Source organism: Alloyangia pacifica (assembly GCF_003111685.1).
GTDB lineage: Bacteria > Pseudomonadota > Alphaproteobacteria > Rhodobacterales > Rhodobacteraceae > Salipiger > Salipiger pacificus_A.
The window spans coordinates 332,639-351,260 of sequence record NZ_CP022190.1 but is presented as its reverse complement, the minus strand read 5'-3'; the positions used below and the strand labels follow the sequence as shown (position 1 = coordinate 351,260).

At 67.5% G+C, this 18,622-nt stretch carries 15 protein-coding genes; 5 read left to right on the top strand and 10 right to left on the bottom strand.

Annotated elements, in window-relative coordinates; translation table 11 throughout:
* Nucleotides 1–56 precede the first annotated feature (56 nt).
* Nucleotides 57–812, bottom strand: coding sequence for an SDR family NAD(P)-dependent oxidoreductase (locus tag CEW88_RS14640; protein ID WP_108968358.1), 756 nt, complete (start codon nucleotides 810–812; stop codon nucleotides 57–59).
* Between the two features lie 118 nt (nucleotides 813–930).
* Between CEW88_RS14640 and CEW88_RS14635 the strand changes: the two genes are divergently transcribed.
* The 4 genes from CEW88_RS14635 (at nucleotide 931) to CEW88_RS14620 (ending at nucleotide 4,236) form a co-directional block, all read left to right on the top strand.
* Entirely contained in the window at nucleotides 931–1,845 is a 915-nt protein-coding gene (locus tag CEW88_RS14635) for a LysR substrate-binding domain-containing protein (RefSeq protein WP_108968356.1), read from the top strand.
* A 67-nt stretch (nucleotides 1,846–1,912) separates the two neighbouring features.
* Nucleotides 1,913–2,233 (top strand): hypothetical protein, encoded by a 321-nt coding sequence (locus CEW88_RS14630; RefSeq protein ID WP_108968354.1) that lies wholly within the window; start codon nucleotides 1,913–1,915, stop codon nucleotides 2,231–2,233.
* A gap of 162 nt (nucleotides 2,234–2,395) precedes the next feature.
* The gene (locus tag CEW88_RS14625; RefSeq protein WP_159099618.1) at nucleotides 2,396–3,517 is read left to right on the top strand and encodes an isochorismate synthase; all 1,122 of its coding nucleotides are present in this window, start codon (nucleotides 2,396–2,398) and stop codon (nucleotides 3,515–3,517) included.
* A gap of 56 nt (nucleotides 3,518–3,573) precedes the next feature.
* Nucleotides 3,574–4,236, top strand: coding sequence for an isochorismatase family protein (locus CEW88_RS14620; protein WP_108968350.1), 663 nt, complete (start codon nucleotides 3,574–3,576; stop codon nucleotides 4,234–4,236).
* 35 nt (nucleotides 4,237–4,271) lie between these two features.
* On the opposite strand, the gene fzlA is transcribed toward CEW88_RS14620, so the two are convergent.
* The 5 genes from fzlA to CEW88_RS14595 form a co-directional block, all read right to left on the bottom strand.
* On the bottom strand, nucleotides 4,272–4,937 hold the full coding sequence (gene fzlA, locus CEW88_RS14615) for an FtsZ-binding protein FzlA (RefSeq protein ID WP_108968348.1): 666 nt from the start codon (nucleotides 4,935–4,937) through the stop codon (nucleotides 4,272–4,274).
* Nucleotides 4,938–5,052: 115 nt separating this feature from the next.
* On the bottom strand, nucleotides 5,053–5,802 hold the full coding sequence (gene mtgA, locus CEW88_RS14610; RefSeq protein ID WP_108968346.1) for a monofunctional biosynthetic peptidoglycan transglycosylase: 750 nt from the start codon (nucleotides 5,800–5,802) through the stop codon (nucleotides 5,053–5,055).
* A 112-nt stretch (nucleotides 5,803–5,914) separates the two neighbouring features.
* Nucleotides 5,915–10,456, bottom strand: coding sequence for a glutamate synthase large subunit (gltB, locus tag CEW88_RS14605; RefSeq protein ID WP_108968345.1), 4,542 nt, complete (start codon nucleotides 10,454–10,456; stop codon nucleotides 5,915–5,917).
* 107 nt (nucleotides 10,457–10,563) lie between these two features.
* Nucleotides 10,564–11,001: a GFA family protein gene (locus CEW88_RS14600; protein ID WP_108968343.1), complete on the bottom strand. Its 438-nt coding sequence runs from the start codon at nucleotides 10,999–11,001 to the stop codon at nucleotides 10,564–10,566.
* Between the two features lie 106 nt (nucleotides 11,002–11,107).
* The gene (locus tag CEW88_RS14595; RefSeq protein WP_108968341.1) at nucleotides 11,108–12,547 is read right to left on the bottom strand and encodes an NAD(P)-dependent oxidoreductase; all 1,440 of its coding nucleotides are present in this window, start codon (nucleotides 12,545–12,547) and stop codon (nucleotides 11,108–11,110) included.
* Between the two features lie 226 nt (nucleotides 12,548–12,773).
* On the opposite strand from CEW88_RS14595, the gene CEW88_RS14590 reads away from it, so the two are divergent.
* Nucleotides 12,774–13,577: an undecaprenyl-diphosphate phosphatase gene (locus CEW88_RS14590; RefSeq protein ID WP_108968339.1), complete on the top strand. Its 804-nt coding sequence runs from the start codon at nucleotides 12,774–12,776 to the stop codon at nucleotides 13,575–13,577.
* Nucleotides 13,578–13,858: 281 nt separating this feature from the next.
* Here CEW88_RS14590 and rlmH read toward each other — a convergent pair whose 3' ends face one another.
* The 4 genes from rlmH to deoC all read right to left on the bottom strand — a co-directional run bounded on the left by rlmH (nucleotide 13,859) and on the right by deoC (nucleotide 18,324).
* Nucleotides 13,859–14,329: a 23S rRNA (pseudouridine(1915)-N(3))-methyltransferase RlmH gene (gene rlmH / locus CEW88_RS14585; RefSeq protein ID WP_108968337.1), complete on the bottom strand. Its 471-nt coding sequence runs from the start codon at nucleotides 14,327–14,329 to the stop codon at nucleotides 13,859–13,861.
* A gap of 12 nt (nucleotides 14,330–14,341) precedes the next feature.
* A complete protein-coding gene (gene rsfS, locus CEW88_RS14580; RefSeq protein ID WP_108968335.1) occupies nucleotides 14,342–14,713 on the bottom strand; it encodes a ribosome silencing factor in 372 nt (123 codons plus the stop codon).
* Nucleotides 14,714–14,960: 247 nt separating this feature from the next.
* Nucleotides 14,961–17,300, bottom strand: a complete 2,340-nt coding sequence (locus CEW88_RS14575) for an aldehyde dehydrogenase family protein (protein ID WP_108968333.1) — start codon at nucleotides 17,298–17,300, stop codon at nucleotides 14,961–14,963.
* Between the two features lie 31 nt (nucleotides 17,301–17,331).
* Nucleotides 17,332–18,324 (bottom strand): deoxyribose-phosphate aldolase, encoded by a 993-nt coding sequence (deoC, locus tag CEW88_RS14570; protein ID WP_193989081.1) that lies wholly within the window; start codon nucleotides 18,322–18,324, stop codon nucleotides 17,332–17,334.
* Between the last annotated feature and the right edge of the window lie 298 nt (nucleotides 18,325–18,622).

Genomic DNA, 18,622 nt, shown 5'->3' with positions numbered 1-18,622 from the left:
TGCAGCACCGGTGCACCCCCTGTCCCCGCGGGGACAGGGGGCCGCGATCAGAGCCCCTAGAGCCCCTGGCCTCCCGACAGTTCCACCCGCTGCCCGCTCATCCAGCCAAGCCCACCGTCCAGCAGCGCCGCGACCCCGGCGCCGATGTCCTCCGGCGCGCCGACCCGGCCAAGCGCCGTCATCTCCGCCACCCGCGCGTTCAGCTCGGCGTTGTCGCGCACCGCACCTCCGCCGAAATCCGTGGCGATGGCGCCCGGGGCAAGACAGTTGACGCGAATGCCGCGCGGTCCAAATTCCTGCGCGGCGTAGCGGGTCAGCACCTCCACCGCGCCCTTCATCGCCGCATAGGCCGCGTAGCCCGGCAGGGTGAACCGCGCCAGCCCGGACGACACGAAAAGCACCGCGCCGCCTTCGGCAATCCGCGGGGACAGCGCCCGGGTGAGCAGGAAGGGCGTGCGCAGGTGCACCCGGTAGAGCAGGTCGAGCTGCTCGGGCTCGGTGCCGAGGATGCTGGCGTGCACGCCGAGACCGGCGTTGTTGACCAGGTAATCCACGGTGTCGCGGCCGAAATGGCGCGTCAGCTCCTCTGCCAAAGTGGCGGCGAAACCCGCGATGTCGCCGCCGTCGGCATCGAAGGGCAGCATTGCTGCCCGCACGCCGAGCGCTTCGATGTCGCGCCGGGTCTCTGCGGCGGCTTCTGCAGAGCTGTTGTAGGTGCCGATCACCTCGACGCCCTCGCGCGCAAGGTGCAGCGCGGCAGAACGGCCCAGGCCGCGGCTTGCGCCGGTGATGAGAGCAATCTTGCGGGTCATGGGGTCATCTCCTGTCCCTGTGGGGCGGCACATCCGCCCCTTCCTGCGCCAGAGATAGATTGCGATCCTCGTGCGATAAATCGTACAGAGTCGCATAGACCATTCGGATATCCGAACAATGCAGCAGATCGACCTCAACTCCCTGGCGCAGTTCGTCACCCTGGCGCGGCATCTCAACTTCCGCCGCGCGGCAGCCGAGCTGGCGATCTCTCCCTCGACGCTGAGCGAGCGGATCCGAGAGCTCGAGGCGCGGCTCGGGGTGCGGCTGCTCAACCGCAACACCCGCAGCACCTCGCTCACCGAGGAGGGCGAACGCCTGCTCGCCCGCGCCGGTGATGCCGTGGCGGTTCTGGGCGAAGCCGCCGCCGCCGTCGGCAACGGGGCGCAGGCCGCGCTCACCGGGCGCATCCGCATCAACGGCCCGGCCCCGGCGATCGAGCTGCGGCTGATGCCTCTGGTCGCCTCCTTTCTCGCCCGCCACCCCGGGGTGCGTATCGAGGCGGTGAGCGAGGGGGATCTCGTCGACGTGGTGGCCCGCGGTTTCGACGCCGGGCTGCGCTACGACGAGGCGTTGGCGCAGGACATGGTGGCGGTGCGGGTGGGGGCCGACCAGCGCATGCTGGTCGCCGCCGCGCCCGAGTACCTCGCCCGGCACGGCCCCCCGGAACACCCCGAGGCGCTGGCCCGCCACGCCTGCATCACCCATGTCTTCGGCACCGGCAACATCCTGCCCTGGTCCTTCGAGAAGGATGGGCAGGCGCGTGACATCACCCCACAGGGGCGGCTCGCGGTGAACAGCTCTGCCGCCGCGCTGGTGGCCGCCCGCGCCGGGCACGGGATTGTTTATGCCTTCGACGACTACCTCGCCGAGGATCTCCGCAGCGGCCGGCTTGTGGCGGTCCTTGAGGACTGGACCCCGCCCTTCCCCGGCCCATCACTCTATTTCACCGAGCGGCGGCTGATGCCCCCGGCCCTGCGCGCCTTCGTCGACCACGTGAAGGCCGAAGGGAAGGTCCGGGCCGCGCGGGGGTGAGCCACCTTGTGCGCGCGGCGTGACGCCCTATGTTGGAACAAGGAACACCCAGGGGTCGGAGCCCGCCATGAAAAGCTATGCAGTTGTCTTCGTGATCGGCGCGCTGCTTGTCGTTGCCGGGCTGGCCATGGTCAACCGCAGCCGTACGCCCGGAGGCGACGACCGGGCCGCGACATCTGCGACCCAACCCGAGACCGAACGCTATGCCATGAGCGTTGGCCGCCCTGTCGAGCTGACGCAGGGCGAGGTGCAGCAGGTCACGACGCTCGCCCCAAGCGTCGATCCGAGCCGGATCCGCCCCGAGGAGGTCGGCAAGATCCGCGCCATCCTCCACAGCCAGGGCAATGACGCCAACAAGCGCGGGCGGCTCGAGCGCCTGCTGAACTGAGCGGACGGGCGGCAAGGGCCGCCGCTGCAATCCCCGCCAAGACTTGTGAATTGACACCCCTCGGCCCCTCGCGGTAGGTCGGGGGAACGCGCCGCCCCGCGGCCCTTTCCACCCACAGCACCCACCGAACCGGCAGGCAGCTCCGAGAACAGGATTTGTTCCTTGAGCGACCTTGCGATTTCGTACCCCATCGGTGCGCCGGACGGCGCCTGCCTTGGCCTGCCCCTGCGCCTCGGAGCGCAGAGCGGCTTTGTCGAGGAGGCCATCTCCGAAAGGCTCTGCGCCCTTGCCGCGCGCGGCGGGGCGCTCACCCGGCGCCTCTGCGGTGCCTTCCCCTTCGAACGCGACCGGCCCGGCTGGCTCTACGCGCTCCGCTCCGAAACTTGCACCGACGCCCTGCCGCCCGCCCGGATCGAGGCAGACGCCTGCCCGCTGGCCCTCGATCGCCTGCCATCGCAGGAACGCTACGCCGAGGCGGTGGCCGCGGTGGCGGCGCAGGTGGGCGACCCCGAACATCCGCTCCGCAAGGCGGTGCTGGCCCGAGCGCTCGATCTGCGCACCGACCGGGCGCTCGATCCCTTTGCCGTGGCAGCGCGGCTCGGTGCCGATCCGCATGTGACCGCCTATTGCCTGCCGCTCCCCGGCACCCGCAGCGATGCGCGCTGGCTGGTCGGCGCGACACCCGAGCTGCTGCTGCGCAAGACCGGCGCGGCGATCCGCTCGCATCCGCTTGCCGGATCGGCGCGGCGCCGCGCCGATGCGCGCGACGATGCGCGGGCCAAGGCGGCGCTGCTTGGCTCGGAAAAGGACAATATCGAACACCGCGTTGTGGTCGACTACATCCACGACATCCTTGCCCCCTATTGCGCCGAGCTCAGCGTGCCGCAGGCGCCGCAGCTCGATCGCACCGCCAGCATGTGGCACCTTGGCACCCGCATCGACGGGGTGCTGCGCGATCCCGAGACCCCCTGCCTCGAGCTGCTGGCGGCGCTGCACCCGACGCCTGCCGTCGCGGGGGCTCCGCTGACCGAGGCGCTGCAGGCGATTGCCGGGGCCGAACCCTTCGCGCGCGACTTCTACGCCGGCACGCTCGGCTGGGTGGACTGCAGCAACAACGGCGAATGGCACGTCACCCTGCGCTGTGCGATGCTCGAAGGGTGCGAGGCGCGGCTCTTTGCCGGGGCCGGGATCGTCGCCGCCTCGGATCCGCTTGAAGAGGTCGCCGAGACCCGCGCCAAGTTCATTGCCATGCGCCGCGCGCTCGGCATCGCCGAGGGCCTGTGAGGCCCGCAAGGCGCAAGTCCGCACGACCCGACAGAAAGCCCGCAAGGAAAGCTCCCATGGCCCTTCCGAAGATCCCCGACTACCCGCTGCCCGCTGCCGCCGACCTGCCCAAGTCGCGCGCCCCCTTTGTGCTCGAGCCCGGGCGCGCCGCGCTGCTGGTGCATGACATGCAGCGCTACTTCTGCGCCGCCTTTGGCGCGGATGCCTTCCGCCGCGAGGGCAGCCCCATCGCCGCCGCCGCCGCCAATATCGCGCGGCTGCTGAGCGCCGCCCGCACCGCGGGCGTGCCGGTCTTTTACACTGCGCAGAAGGGCAACCAGTTCCGCCCCGACCGCGGGTTGCAGGCCGAGCTCTGGGGGCCGGGCATGTCGGCGACGCCCGAACACGAAGAGATCATCCCCATGCTCGCCCCGGCAGAGGGCGATATCGCGCTGGTCAAGCATCGCTACAGCGCCTTCCAGCGCTCGAACCTCGCGCCGCTCATGCGGGCGCGCGGGCGCGATCAGCTGATCATCACCGGGATCTACGCCCATATTGGCTGCCTCGCCACGGCCGCCGAGGCCTTTCAGCGCGACATCGAGCCCTTTTTCGTGGCGGACGCGCTGGCCGACTTCAGCCGCGAGAAACACGATATGGCGCTGGATTGGGTCGCGGCCTGCAGCGGCGTGCCGATGGTCACGGACGCCGTGCTGGCCAGCCTGGAGAGCCCCTCTGGCTGAGGCGGCTGGCGCGCGGGGGCGTGCCCGCGCGCGCCTCAGAAATCGAGGTCGGCGTAATGCGCAGGCTGCGGGAATCCGGGAATCTGGTCGGCGAGAATCGAGCGGAAGGCCGGGCGCGACTTGATCTTGGCGTACCAGTCCTTGACCACCGCCGACCGGTTCCAGTCCACGTCCGAGATATAGTCCAGCGAGGACAGATGCGCCGCCGCGGCGAAATCCGCGAGGGTCATCACGTCGCCCGCCAACCAGCGCCGGTGATCGAGCAGCCAGGCCATGTAATCGAGGTGGTACTTGATTGCCTTGGCCCCGGCCTTGACGTTGCTCGAGTCGGGGAATCCGGCCTTCATGATCTTTTTGTTCACCCGCTCGTAGAGCAGCTTCGAGGTCACCTCGTGGTGGAACTTGTCGTCAAACCAGGCAACGAGCCGGCGCACTTCGTAGCGGGCGTCAGGCGAGCGCGGCAGCAGCGAGGGCTCGGGGTATTTCTCTTCGAGCCATTCGCAGATCGCGGCGCTTTCGGACAGGGTCTTGTTGTCGATGCGCAGCACCGGGACCTTGCCTGCCGGGTTTCGGCGCAGGAAGTCGGCCTCCTGCTCCCAGTAGCGTTCCTCGACCAGCTCGCATTCGATCTTCTTTTCGGCGAGGCTCAGGCGAACCTTGCGGCAAAAGGGCGAGAGCGGCACGTGGTAAAGCTTTGCCATTCGAGAAAGCGGCTCCGGGTCTGAGGGAAATCTTTCGCCTGTTTGCCGTGAAACCGGCGGCGATTCAACTGGGGATGGGAACACGGGCGGGTGATGGCCGGGGCGCTTGCCCCGCCTACTCGAAGCAGCGGGCGCGGCCGTCGCGGGCGATCGTCGCCGCCCCGTCGCGGATTTGCGCGGCGCGGCGCTCGACGAAGTTCGAGGGTTTCGAGGCCGAGCGGTCCTTGGGGTCGGGCAGGATCGCCGCGAGCCGGGCCGCCTGGGTGGGGCTCAGCTGCGACGGCGCGACGCCGAAGTAGTGCTGCGAGGCGGCCTTGAGGCCGAAGACGCCCTCGTCGAACTCGGCGATGTTCATGTAGACCTCGAGGATGCGCCGCTTCGGCCAGAGCGCCTCCATCAGCGGGGTGAGCGCTGCCTCGAGCGCCTTGCGCGGCCAGCTGCGGCCCTGCCAGAGGAAGGCATTCTTCACCACCTGCTGGCTGATCGTCGAGGCGCCGCGGTTGCCGCCCTCGGCGATGGCCGCGCGGATCGCCCGCATGTCAAAGCCCCAGTGGGTGCAGAAATTGGCATCCTCGGCGGCCACCAGCGCCCGCAGCGCGACGGGGGCCACATCCTCGGCATCGACCCAGTCGTAGTCCACCGGGCTGCCGAGCCGCCGCCCCTCGCTCCACATGTAGAAGCTGCCGGGAGGGTTCACGAAGCGGTAGGAGAACACCGCGAGGCCGAGCAGCAGCGCCAGCGCCACCGCGGCCTGCACGGCGCGCGTCAGCACAAAGCGCAGCGGCCTCGGGCGCCGTGCGGTCTTGCCAGATCCCTTTGCGGGTGTCTTCGATTTGCTTTTGGTCGTCTTTGCTGCTCGCGCCATGGCGCAGATCTACACGTCCGCGCGCGCGCGGAAAAGCACTCTGCGTCGGGACGGAACGGAAAACGCCCGGACCTGGGGTCCGGGCGCTTCGGCTTTCCACGAGCGGGCGGGCTTATTCCGCCGGCACCGCCACATCGCTCTCGATCCCCAGCGGGTGCGGGATCTTGTTGAGCATCTCGGTCGGGCAGACCTGCACGAAGTTGGCCTTCTCGCGCTCCCAGTTCTGCAGGATATCGAGCGCCTTGCGGCTGCCGGTCTCGGTCGCGTGACGCTCCACGAGAGCCTTGAGGTCGGCTTCCCAATGCGCTTCGGTCACGGGGCAGGTCACCAAGCTCTCCATGTTCATCAGGTCCGGGGACAGTCCCTCTGGATCATAGAGATAGGCCATGCCGCCGGTCATGCCGGCGCCGAAGTTGGCGCCGATCGGGCCGAGGATCACGGCGGTGCCGCCGGTCATGTACTCGCAGCCGTTGGTGCCGCAGCCCTCGACCACCACTTTTGCGCCCGAGTTGCGGACCGCGAAGCGCTCGCCCGCCTTGCCGGCGGCGAAGAGATAGCCGTCGGTGGCGCCGTAGAGCACGGTGTTGCCGATGATCGTGTTGTTCGACGCGGTGAGCGGCGACATCATCGGCGGGCGCACCACGATGGTGCCGCCAGACAGGCCCTTGCCGACATAGTCGTTGGCATCGCCCGACACTTCCAGCTTGAGCCCCGGAGCCGCAAAGGCACCCAGCGACTGGCCGGCAGAGCCGGTGAGCTTGACGTGCAGGTGGTCGGGCTGCAGCGCGTTGCGCATGCCGAACTTGCTGACGATATGGCTCGAGGTGCGCGTGCCCACGGTGCGGTGCGTGTTCTGCACCGCGTAGGAAAGCTGCATCTTCTCGCCGTCCTGCAGGAAGCGGCTGCCGTCGCGGACGATTTCGGCGTCGAGCGTGTCGAGCACCTCGTTGCGGCCCTTGTTGCGGTCGTAGACGATGTCGTCGGCCCCATCCACACGGATCAGCAGCGGGTTGAGGTCGAGGTCATCGAGATGCTCGGCACCCCGGCTGACCTGGCTCAAGAGGTCGGCGCGGCCGATCACCTCGTTGAGCGAACGCGCCCCGATCGAGGCCAGGATCTCGCGCACCTCGGTGGCGTAGAAGGTGATCAGGTTCACCACCTTCTCGGCGTTGCCGGTGAACTTGTCGCGCAGCTCGGGATCCTGGGTGCAGACGCCCACCGGACAGGTGTTCGACTGGCACTGGCGGACCATGATGCAGCCCATGGCGATCAGCGCGGCGGTGCCGATGCCGAACTCCTCGGCGCCGAGCATCGCGGCCATGACAATGTCACGCCCGGTGCGCAGCCCGCCGTCGGTGCGCAGCGTGACGCGGTCGCGCAGCTTGTTCATCGCCAGCACCTGATGCGCCTCGGTCAGGCCCATCTCCCACGGCAGACCCGCGTATTTGATCGAGGTCGCCGGCGAGGCGCCGGTGCCGCCATTGTGGCCCGAGATCAGGATGATGTCGGCCTTGGCCTTGGCAACGCCCGCGGCGATGGTGCCGACGCCCGAAGAGGCCACCAGCTTCACCGTCACCTTGCAGCGCGGGTTGATCTGCTTGAGGTCGTAGATCAGCTGCGCGAGGTCCTCGATCGAGTAGATGTCGTGGTGCGGCGGCGGCGAGATCAGGGTCACGCCCTCGGTCGAGTGGCGCAGACGGGCGATCAGCTTGGTCACCTTCATGCCGGGCAGCTGGCCGCCCTCGCCGGGCTTGGCGCCCTGCGCGACCTTGATCTCGAGTTCCTCGCAGTGGTTGAGATACTCGGCGGTAACGCCGAAGCGGCCCGAGGCCACCTGCTTGACCTTCGCCGAGGGGTTGTCGCCGTTCGGCTCGGGCACGAAGTGTGCCGGATCCTCGCCGCCCTCACCGCTGTCGGACTTGGCGCCGATGCGGTTCATCGCGACGTTCAGCGTCTTGTGCGCCTCGGGCGAGAGCGCCCCCAGCGACATGCCCGGCGTCACGAAGCGCTTGCGGATCGAGGTGATGGATTCCACCTCCTCGAGCGGGATCGCCTCGCCGATCGGCTTGATGTCGAGCAGGTCGCGCAGGTGGATCGGCGGGTTGGCCCGCATCGCCTTGGAATAGGTCTTCCACAGCTCGTAGCTGGCCTTGTTGCAGGCGGCCTGCAGCAGGTGCATGTTCTGCGCGCCCCAGGCGTGGGTCTCGCCGGACTTGCGGGCCTTGTAGAAGCCGCCGATGGGCAGCACGTCGCGGCCCCCCTTGAAGCCAAGCGCGTGGACCTCTTCGGCCTTCTGCTGGATTCCGTGCACCCCGATGCCCGAGATCCGCGACAGCATGCCGGGGAAATACTCGGCACACATGGCGCGCGACAGGCCCACGGCCTCGAAGTTGAGACCGCCGCGGTAGGAAGAGATCACCGAGATGCCCATCTTCGACATGATCTTCAGCAGGCCCTGGTCGATAGCTTCGCGGTAGCGTGCCACGGCCTCGGTCAGGGTGCCTTCGATCAGGCCGCGCGAGATGCGGTCTGCGATGCTGTCCTCGGCCAGATAGGGGTTCACGATGGTCGCGCCGCAGCCGACGAGCACCGCGAAGTAATGCGGATCGATGCATTCCGCCGAGCGCACACCCAGCGAGCAGAACGTCCGCAGGCCCTTCTTGGTCAGCCAGCTGTGCACGGCCGAGGTGGCGAGGATCATCGGCATGGCGACCTTGCCGTCGCCCTGGTGATGATCGGTCAGCACGATGTGGCCGCCGCCCGAGCGCACGGCATCCTCGGCCTCGGCCCGGATGCGGGCCAGCCCGTCACGCAGCGCGCCCTCGCCGGCATCGGCGGGGAAGGTACAGTCGATCTCGACCAGGCCCTGCGCGAAGTGATGGGTCAGCTCATCGAACTGCGCGTTGGCCACGAAGGGCGTGTCGAGCACGAGGATCTCGGTCTGCGCCGAGCTCTCGTCGAGCACGTTCTTGAGGTTGCCGAAGCGGGTCTTGAGCGACATCACGCGGAATTCGCGCAGGCTGTCGATCGGCGGGTTGGTCACCTGGCTGAAGTTCTGGCGGAAGAAGTGGCTCAGGGGGCGGTACTTCTTGGACAGAACCGCCGAGGGCGTGTCGTCGCCCATCGAGGCGAGCATTTCCTTGCCGTCCTCGGCCATGGCCGAGAGCGACTGCTCGAGTTCCTCGATGCTGTAGCCCGCGGCGATCTGGCGCTTCCGCAGCTCGGCGCCCGAGAACAGCGGCTTCTCGGTGACCTTGCCGAGGCTCTCGTCGAGCTCGGTGATCTTGCCCACCCATTCGCCGAAAGGCTGGGAGGAGGCGAGGCGATCCTTGATCTCGGTGTCGCGGTAGAGTTTGCCCTCTTCCATGTCGACGGCGATCATCTGGCCCGGGCCAAGCGCGCCCTTTTCACGCACGGTCGACTCGTCGACCGGGACCATGCCCGCCTCGGAGCCCGCGATCAGCAGACCGTCGCCGGTGACGACGTAGCGCATCGGGCGCAGGCCGTTGCGGTCGAGACCGCCGCAGACCCAGCGGCCGTCGGTCATTGCGAGCGCCGCCGGGCCGTCCCAGGGCTCCATCACCGAGTTGACGTAGGAATACATGTCGAGCCAGGCCTGCGGCAGTTCCACCGCCTGCTTCGACCAAGCCTCGGGGATCAGCATGGTCTTGGCCATCGGCGCGTTGCGCCCGGCGCGGACCAGCACCTCGAACACCGCATCGAGCGCGGCGGAGTCCGACGCCCCGGTCGCGATGATCGGCTTGATGTCCTCGGCCATCTCTCCGAAGGTCGCCGAGGCCATGCGGATCTCGTGCGACTTCATCCAGTTGGTGTTGCCCTTGATGGTGTTGATCTCACCGTTGTGGGCGAGCATCCGGAAGGGCTGGGCCAGCCACCACTGCGGGAAGGTGTTGGTGGAATAGCGCTGGTGGTAGATCGCGAAGGCGGATTCGAAGCGCTCGTCCTGCAGGTCGGGGTAGAAGACGGCGACCTGCTCGGCCAGCATCATGCCCTTGTAGATGATCGACCGGCACGACAGCGAGGCGATGTAGAGCCCGTTGATGCCCGCGGCGGCCGCGGCCTTCTCGATGCGGCGGCGGATGACGTAGAGCTCGCGCTCGAAGGTTTCCTCGTCCACGCCCTTGGCGTTGGAAATGAGGATCTGCTCGATCTCGGGGCGGGTGGCGTTGGCCTTTTCGCCAAGGCAGTCCACGCTCACCGGCACGTGGCGCCAGCCGTAGATGTAATGGCCCATGCGCAGCACTTCGGTTTCGACGATGGTCCGGCAGGTTTCCTGCGCGGCAAAGTCGGTGCGCGGCAGGAAGACCTGGCCGACGGCCATCAGCTCGTCCTTGCGCGGGGCGTGGCCGGTGCGCTCGATCTGGTCGTAGAAGAAGCTGACGGGGATCTGCACGTGGATGCCCGCGCCGTCGCCGGTCTTGCCGTCGGCGTCCACGGCGCCGCGGTGCCAGATGGCCTTCAGCGCGGTGATGCCCGCCTCGACAACCTTGCGCGACGGTTTCCCGTCGATGGAGACCACAAGGCCGACGCCGCAGGAAGAGTGTTCATGCTCTTCGCGGAACAGGCCGTTCTCCTCCATCCACTTGCGCTTGGCTTCCTCTGCGGCAACCCAGTTGGCGTCGAAAGTGGTCATGGCTTAGCACCTCCATGGAAGGCCGCTTGCACGGCCGGGATACGTGGCTGGCGCAGGTCGCGCCGAATGAGATGGCGCCTCATCGCGCCGGAAATCTGTCTTGCGGCTCAGGCGCCGCTGACGTCCGCCCCGAATTTCTTCAGCGTCTCGGCGCGGGTGTATTTCGGATGGGCCCCGGTGAGGCCCCAGCTGTCGGGCTTTTCGTCGGCGAAGATCTCGCTCTTCATCTCGAAGCCGTTGCCATCGTCGAGCAGCCCGAGGCAGACCTCGTACTCCCCTGCCCCGTCCTCACCCTTGTCATAGCGGTACCAGAGCACCGAGCCGCAGGTGCCGCAGAAATGCCGCGAGGCCCAGCTCGAGCTGCGGAAGCTGCGGATCGCCTCGGCGCCTTCGATCTCAATCGCCGTCTCGGGCACGTTCACTGCAAAGAGCGCCGATCCGGCCCAGCGGCGGCACTGCTCACAGTGGCAGACGCCGAAATTGCCGCACTCGGTCACGGTGAAGCGCACCGCGCCGCAAAGGCATTGTCCGGTCTTCTGCGTCATGCACCGCTCCTTTTTCGGCAAGGGTCAGCGGCGCTGACCTCTGTTCGGGCGTGAGGTTCAAGGGATGCACGCCCCATGTGCATGGGATGTGCTGGGGAGGTGGGCCTTACTCGGCGGCGATCGCGGCGAGCTTTTCGAAGTCCTTGAGCACGTGCTCGGCACAGTCGCGGCCGTCACGGATCGCCCAGACCACGAGGCTGGCACCGCGCACGATATCGCCCACGGCATAGACGCCCGGCAGCCCGGTCCGGCCCGAGGTGAACTCGGCCTTCACGGTGCCCCAGCGGGTGACTTCCAGCTCTGGCGCGCCCCAGAGGGTCTGCAGGTCCTCGGCCTCGAAGCCGAGCGCCTTGATCACCAGGTCGGCGGGCTCTTCGTAGTCGGCGCCTTCGATCACCTCGGGCGACTGGCGGCCGGTGGCGTCGGGCAGGCCGAGGCGCATTTTCTGGACCATCACCGCCTCGACGGCCTCGTCGCCCTTGAAACCCTTCGGTGCGGTCAGCCACTCGAACTGCACGCCTTCTTCCTCGGCGTTGGCGGTCTCGCGCTGGCTTCCCGGCATGTTGGCACGGTCGCGGCGGTAGAGGCATTTCACGCTCTCGGCGCCCTGACGGATCGCGGTGCGCAGGCAGTCCATGGCGGTGTCACCACCGCCGATGACCACGACCTTCTTGCCCTTGGCGTTCAGCTCGCCGCTTTCGAACTCGGGCACGGTGTCGCCGAAGTTGGCGGTGCGGTTCGAGGCGGTGAGATAGTCGATCGCCTTGACGATGCCCTTGGCGCCAGCGCCCGGACCACGCAGGTCGCGCGACTTGTAGACGCCGGTGGCGATGATCACCGCGTCATGCTGGTCGCGGATCTCGTCGAAGCTCATGTCCTGCCCAACATTGCAGTTGAAGACGAAACGCACGCCGCCGTCCTCGAGCTGCTTGATGCGGCGCATGACCACGTCCTTCTCGAGCTTGAAGCCCGGAATGCCATAGGTCAGAAGGCCGCCGCCGCGATCGTAGCGGTCATAGACGATGACCTGCACACCTGCGCGGCGCAGCATGTCGGCGGCCGCAAGCCCGCCCGGGCCCGCACCGATGATACCGACGCTCTCGGCGCGCTCGACCGCGGGTGCGGCGGGCTTCACCCAGCCCTGCTCCCAGGCGGTGTCGGTGATGTATTTTTCGACAGAGCCAATGGTCACGGTTCCGTGACCGGATTGTTCGATCACGCAGTTGCCTTCGCACAGACGGTCCTGCGGGCAGATGCGGCCGCAGATTTCCGGGAAGGTGTTGGTGGCCTGGCTGATCTCGTAGGCTTCTTCCAGACGGCCGGTCGCGGTGAGGTTCAGCCAGTCAGGGATGTTGTTGTGCAGCGGGCAATGGGACTGGCAGTAGGGCACACCGCATTGGCTGCAGCGGCTTGCCTGCTCTTCGGCCTTGGCCTTTGCGAACTCAGCGTAAATTTCGTCGAAGTCGTGGCTGCGGACACTCGCCTCCCGCTTCTCGGGCATGTCGCGCTCGATCTTCACGAATTTCAGCATGGGTTGCTTTGCCATGATGCCTTGTCTCCAAGCAAATCAATCGGTCGGGCTTCCTTACTTAAAGTCGAAACGGAATAAAAGTCATACATGCTGACCTATAATGATAAAATTTTGCTCCCTCAAGCCTGACCCCCACCATTTACGTCAAAAAATAGGTCCGAAAACGGACCAAATTGCCCCTTTCCCCCTGAAATCCAAGAATCTATAGCAAAAGTGGCTATCCAAGCGGAGACCTGCGTCCATGCCCCTGTCTCAACTGATTATTCTCGCGCTCATCCAGGGCATCACCGAGTTTCTCCCGATTTCCTCCTCCGGTCACCTGATTCTCCTCCCCGGGCTGACCGGCATGGAAGACCAGGGGCAGGTGATCGACGTCGCGGTGCACGTCGGTACGCTCTTTGCGGTGGTGCTCTATTTCTGGTCGGACGTGCGCGAGGGGCTCGCGGGCATCCCGCGCATGCTGACCGGCAAGATCGATACGCCCGGCTCCAAGCTCGCCTTCCTGCTCGCCGTTGCCACGGTGCCGGTGATCCTCGTCGGGCTGATCCTCAACATCACCGGCCTGTCGGACATGCTGCGCTCGATCGCGGTGATTGGCTGGACGATGCTGATCTTCGGGATCGTGCTCTGGTGGGCCGACCAGAAGGGCCCTGAGGTGAAGACCGAAGCGGACTGGAACCTGAAGGACGCAGTCAAGCTCGGCCTTTGGCAGGCGGTGGCGCTGATTCCGGGCACCTCGCGGTCGGGCATCACCATCACCGGCGCGCGCCAGCTCGGCTACAAGCGCCATGACGCGGCGAAGATCTCGATGCTCATGTCGATCCCGACGATCTTTGCCTCGGGTGTGCTGCTTGGCGCCGAGGTAATTGGCACGGCCGATGCGCAGGCCGCCAAGGACGGCGCCATCGCGGCTGGCTTCGCCTTTGTCTCGGCGCTGCTGGCCCTGACGCTCATGATGCGATTGCTGCGCTCGGTGAGCTTCACGCCTTACGTGATCTACAGGGTGATCCTCGGCGCGGTGCTGCTGGTCATCGCCTACAGCTGATCCCGGAGCAGAGCCCCAATACGCCCCCAGACATGGGGAGGCCCCAGAGTTCGGGGAAACTCCGGGGCCGTTGATCTACCCGGGACCGGCGGGGGAGCCGGCAGGGACAGTAGAAAGGGCAGTCAACCTCGCTCGTCTTCACAGCTGCGCGACGGTGCGATAAGTGCAGCTAAATCAGGGATTTCGGTGTTTGCAACGCGGGGTTTGCGTTCGCGCGGATTCTCGCCGTGAGCGAGTCGCCCTATAGGCGGGAACCTGCCGACATCGACGTCGGTACAAAGTCATACGCGGTGGTAAGGGCTGCCTGCCAAAATGGACGCTGCGCGGTAGAGCTGTTCGGACAGCATGACCCTGACCAGCATGTGCGGCCAGACCATCTGGCCGAAGCTCAGCGCCATGTCGGCCTCGGCCCGCAGCGAGGGATCGAGTCCATCCGCCCCGCCGATGACGAAGGCCAGATCGCCCGTGCCGCCGTCGCGAATTTCGCCGAGCCGTTGCGCGAAGTCCGGCGAACTCATCAGCTTGCCGCGCTCATCGAGGATGCAGAGCCGGGCTCCCGAGGGAATCGCCTTGCGCAGCAGTGCCGCCTCGGCGGCCATGCCGCCGCCCTTACGGTCCTCGACCTCGGTGACCGTCACCGGCCCCAGGCCAAGCGCCCGCCCGGTGCGGTCGAAACGCTTGAGGTAATCGTCAATCAGATCGCGCTCGGGGCCAGACCGAAGCCGGCCCACGACGCAGAGTTGCACACGCATAAGCGCTCCCGGTCAGGTCGCGCTCTGGGCCACCTTGCCCAGCGGCATCCACATCTTCTCGAGCTGGTAGAACTCGCGAACCTCGGGGCGGAACACGTGGACGATCACGTCGCCCGCGTCGATCAGCACCCAGTCGCCGGTCTCTTCGCCCTCGGTCTTGCACAGGACGCCCAGCTCATGTTTCAGATCCTCGGCGAGCTTCTGCGCGATTGCGGCCACCTGTCGCGACGAACGTCCCGAGCAGATCACCATATGGTCGCAGACGGAGGTCTTGCCGCGCAGGTCAATCTGCACGGTCTCTTCCGCCTTGTTGTCGTCGAGAGACTTGAGGACGGCGGCAAGAATGAGCTCGCTCGTGACCTCGGTGTGGGGCAGCCCGCTCATGGGCATCCCCGCAACAGCGGCACCGGCCGCATCGGCAGTAAGTGACAGGACATTGTCCTCCTTCATGGCACGCGCCGAATGTGACCCCGGCGCCGGGCCCTTATAAGATAGCATCGGAGAGGGCTTTTCTCAACGTTGCGGCGAAAGATCGCCCCTTATCCGGGACAGCAGGCTGATTCAACGCCTAAAACGGTGGGGCGCGACAAGGCGCCCCACACGCGACTCGGGCTCCGGGACGGGGCGGCGCTCAGGCGCCCCAGGGGATCCACACGGTCTGAACCTCGGTCGCCGCTTCGAGGAAGCTCTCGCCCTCCCCCGCTGCCGAGGCCCAATCGCGGGCCTTGCCGTCGTTCACCCAACTGCGTTTGAGGTTGCCCGCGGCGCCCGCCTCGAGGGTCTTCGACAGGTCCGACGACGAAAAGGTCCACACCGCCTCGACGTCCATGTGGCTGGCAAGCGTCGGCGCAAGCTCCTCGTGCGGGCCGGTGAGGATGTTGACCACCCCGCCCGGCAGATCCGAGGTGTCGAGCACCTGGTAAAAGTCCGTCGCCGCCAGCGGGAAGGGCTCGGAGGCGACCAGCACCACGCGGTTGCCCATGGCGATGGCCGGCGCCATGACCGAGACGAGACCCAGCAGCGGCGCCTCGTCGGGGCAGAAGGCACCGATCACGCCGGTGGGTCGGCGCAGCGACAGCGCGGTGCCGCGCAGCGGCACGGGTTTCACCGCGCCCTCGTACTTGTCCGCCCAGGCCGCGTAGGTGAAGAGCCGGTCGACCGAGGCCTCGACCTCTGCCGCGCCCCCGTTGCCGCCGGTCATGGAATCGATCCGCGCCGCGAACTCCCCCGCCCGCGCCTGCAGGTTCTCGGCGATGAAGTAGATCACCTGCGCGCGGTTGTGGGCCGTGGCCGAGGACCAGCCCGACGCGCCCCGCGCCGCTTCGACGGCGTTGCGGATGTCCTTGCGCGACGAGATCGGCGCCTGCCCCAGCAGTCGGCCCTTGCGGTCGTAGATGTTCTGCGCGTAGCCGCTGTCGGGCCGCGCCTGCTTGCCGCCGATGTAGAGCTTGGCGGTACGATCGACGTCCTGCGGCTCGGCCTTCTCGCCAGCGAAGGCCTCGACCTTCTTGAGCGACGCGGCCTTGCCGGCGGGGCGGGTATAGGCCGCGAGGCCCTCCCAGCCGCCTTCCCGGCCAAAACCGCTCTCGCGCAGCCCGCCAAAGGGCGCCGCCGCATCAAACATGTTGCTGCCGTTGACCCAGACCACCCCGGCTTCGAGCTTCGGCGCAATATCAAGCGCGGTGTTGATGTTCTCGGACCAGACCGAGGCGGCCAGCCCGTAGCGCGTGTTGTTGGCGATCTGCACCGCCTCCGACGGCGTGCGGAAGGTGGTCGAGACAAGCACCGGGCCGAAAATCTCTTCCTGCATCAGCAGCGAGGCGGGGGAGAGGCCGGTGACCAACGTCGGGGCGATAAAGCAGCCTTCGGGCGCGGCGCAGCCGGTGTAGACCTCGCCTTCGCCCTCGGCCTTCTGCATCAGCGCCTCGATCCGCGCCTTCTGCTCGGGATCGACGATGGCCCCGATATCGATGCACTTGTCGAGCGGATCGCCCAGGCGCAGCTTGTCCATCCGCGCCTTGAGCTTGTCGTGGAAGCGCTCGGCGATGCCCTCCTGCACCAGAAGGCGCGAGCCGGCGCAGCAGACCTGCCCCTGGTTGAACCAGATCGCATCCACCAGCCCCTCGACCGCGCTGTCGAGATCGGCATCCTCGAACACCACATAGGCCGACTTGCCGCCCAGCTCCAGCGTCAGGGATTTGCCGCTGCCGGCGGTGGCGGCGCGGATCTTGCGGCCCACCTCGGTCGAGCCGGTGAAGGCGATCTTGTCGACCTCTGCGCCCACGATCATCTCGCCCACGGCGCCGTCGCCGGTGACGATGTTGACCACGCCCTTGGGGAGACCCGCCTGCTGGCAGAGGTCTGCAAAGCACAGCGCGCTCAGCGAGGTCCATTCGGCGGGCTTCAGCACCACGGTGTTGCCCATGGCCAGCGCCGGGGCAATCTTCCAGGCGAGCATCAGCAGCGGGAAGTTCCACGGCACGATCTGGCCGCAGACCCCCAGCGGCTCCTGCCCCGGCAACTCGGCGTCCATCAGCTGCGCGCAGCCGGCGTGATAGTGGAAGTGCCGCGCCACGAGGGGGATGTCGATGTCGCGGCTCTCGCGGATCGGCTTGCCGTTATCGAGCGTTTCCAGCACCGCCAGCAGCCGCGAATGCTTCTGCACCAGCCGCGCCAGCGCGTAGAGGAAGCGCGCCCGGCCCTTGCCGCCCAGCTTGGCCCAGCCCGGCTGCGCCGCGCGCGCGGCCTTGACCGCCGCGTCGACATCGCCCTGCGTCGCCTGCGTCACCTCAGCCAGCACCTCGCCGGTGGCGGGGTTGCGGCTTTCGAAGGTTTTGCCCGGCTTGGTGAAGCTGCCATCGACGTAGCAACCGAAGCGCGAGCCCTGATCCACGATCCAGCTCAGCGCATCCGCGGCGCTCTCGGGCGCGGGTCCATAATCCATGCTCTCGAAGATCTCTTTCACGCTCATGTCCGTCGTCTCCAGTTCCGCAGATGCGCCATCAGCTCGTGGCGTGGCGCCAGGAGGCCGAATAGGCCCCGGTCACGTGATGTTCGAGCTGCCGCTCGATGTCGCCCAGCAGCGAGGAGGCGCCGAAGCGATAGAGGTCCGGCCGCAACCAGCGGTCGCCGAGCTCTTCCTTGACCAGCGCCAGGTAGGTCACCGCGTCCTTGGCCTTGGAGATGCCGCCCGCCGGTTTGTAACCGACGCGACAGCCGGTTTCCTCGTGGTACTCGCGGATGGCGCGCATCATCACGAGGCTGACCGGCAGCGTGGCGTTGACGCTTTCCTTGCCGGTCGAGGTCTTGATGAAATCGGCGCCCGCCATCATGCAAACCATCGACGCCCGCGCCACGTTCTGCAGCGTGCCAAGCTCGCCGGTGGCGAGGATCGCCTTCACGTGCGCCTCGCCGCAGGCCTCGCGGAACGCGCGCATCTCGTCGTATAGCGCCTGCCAGTCACCGGTCAGCACGTGGCGGCGCGAGATGACGATGTCGATCTCCCTGGCACCGGCCTTGACGCTCTCGGTGATCTCGGCGACGCGCAGAGGGAAGGGTGAGAGCCCCGCCGGGAAACCCGTCGAGACCGCCGCCACCGGAATGCCGCTGCCCTCGAGCGCCTCGACGGCAGGGGCGATCATGTCGTGGTAGACGCAGACCGCACCCACGGTCAGCCCCTCGAGCCCCAGCGCGTCGAGGAGATCCGCCCGCACCGGCTGTCGTGCCTTGGCGCAGAGCCGCGCCACGCGTCCCGGCGTGTCGTCGCCCGCAAGCGTGGTCAAATCGATGCAGGAAATTGCCCGTGCGAGCCAGGCCGCCTGGTAGTCCTTCTTCACCGAGCGCCGCCCGGGCAGGGTCGCGGCGCGGCGCTCGATCGCCGAACGGTTGGCGGTTGCGCGCATCACCCGGTCCATGTCGAGCGGCATGCCCGGATTGCGCGGCTCGTGGAGCTGCGGCACAAGGCTGGTTTCGGATCGGCTCATCGTCTCGGTCATCACTGGGGTCCTCCGGCGGGAAGGGTCGCATGGCCCCCGCACTTGGGCAAGCGGGCCAGCCTTGCGGATACGTGTCAAACCCCCGCGCGGCAAGCGGATCGTGCTGTCCGGGAACCGCCCGGCCGCGAAAGCCCGCGCTTTGCCATGCGCGCGCCGCAGAGATCAACCCCCGGGCGCGACCCCCGGCAGGCCGCCGCCGCCCTGCCTCGGCGCCGCGCCCTGCACCTTCTTCTCTTTCCAAATACGCAAGTCCCCCCTGCCAAACCGGGCATCGCGCGGAAGGCACGCCCCGCTACCG

Excerpts from the sequence above, each read along its gene's own strand:
- CEW88_RS14640 (WP_108968358.1), bottom strand. The coding sequence starts at position 812 with ATGACCCGCAAGATTGCTCTCATCACCGGCGCAAGCCGCGGCCTGGGC.
- CEW88_RS14635 (WP_108968356.1), top strand. The coding sequence starts at position 931 with ATGCAGCAGATCGACCTCAACTCCCTGGCGCAGTTCGTCACCCTGGCG.
- CEW88_RS14630 (WP_108968354.1), top strand. The coding sequence starts at position 1,913 with ATGAAAAGCTATGCAGTTGTCTTCGTGATCGGCGCGCTGCTTGTCGTT.
- CEW88_RS14620 (WP_108968350.1), top strand. The coding sequence starts at position 3,574 with ATGGCCCTTCCGAAGATCCCCGACTACCCGCTGCCCGCTGCCGCCGAC.
- fzlA (WP_108968348.1), bottom strand. The coding sequence starts at position 4,937 with ATGGCAAAGCTTTACCACGTGCCGCTCTCGCCCTTTTGCCGCAAGGTT.
- mtgA (WP_108968346.1), bottom strand. The coding sequence starts at position 5,802 with ATGGCGCGAGCAGCAAAGACGACCAAAAGCAAATCGAAGACACCCGCA.
- gltB (WP_108968345.1), bottom strand. The coding sequence starts at position 10,456 with ATGACCACTTTCGACGCCAACTGGGTTGCCGCAGAGGAAGCCAAGCGC.
- CEW88_RS14600 (WP_108968343.1), bottom strand. The coding sequence starts at position 11,001 with ATGACGCAGAAGACCGGACAATGCCTTTGCGGCGCGGTGCGCTTCACC.
- CEW88_RS14595 (WP_108968341.1), bottom strand. The coding sequence starts at position 12,547 with ATGGCAAAGCAACCCATGCTGAAATTCGTGAAGATCGAGCGCGACATG.
- CEW88_RS14590 (WP_108968339.1), top strand. The coding sequence starts at position 12,774 with ATGCCCCTGTCTCAACTGATTATTCTCGCGCTCATCCAGGGCATCACC.
- rlmH (WP_108968337.1), bottom strand. The coding sequence starts at position 14,329 with ATGCGTGTGCAACTCTGCGTCGTGGGCCGGCTTCGGTCTGGCCCCGAG.
- rsfS (WP_108968335.1), bottom strand. The coding sequence starts at position 14,713 with ATGAGCGGGCTGCCCCACACCGAGGTCACGAGCGAGCTCATTCTTGCC.
- CEW88_RS14575 (WP_108968333.1), bottom strand. The coding sequence starts at position 17,300 with ATGAGCGTGAAAGAGATCTTCGAGAGCATGGATTATGGACCCGCGCCC.
- deoC (WP_193989081.1), bottom strand. The coding sequence starts at position 18,324 with ATGACCGAGACGATGAGCCGATCCGAAACCAGCCTTGTGCCGCAGCTC.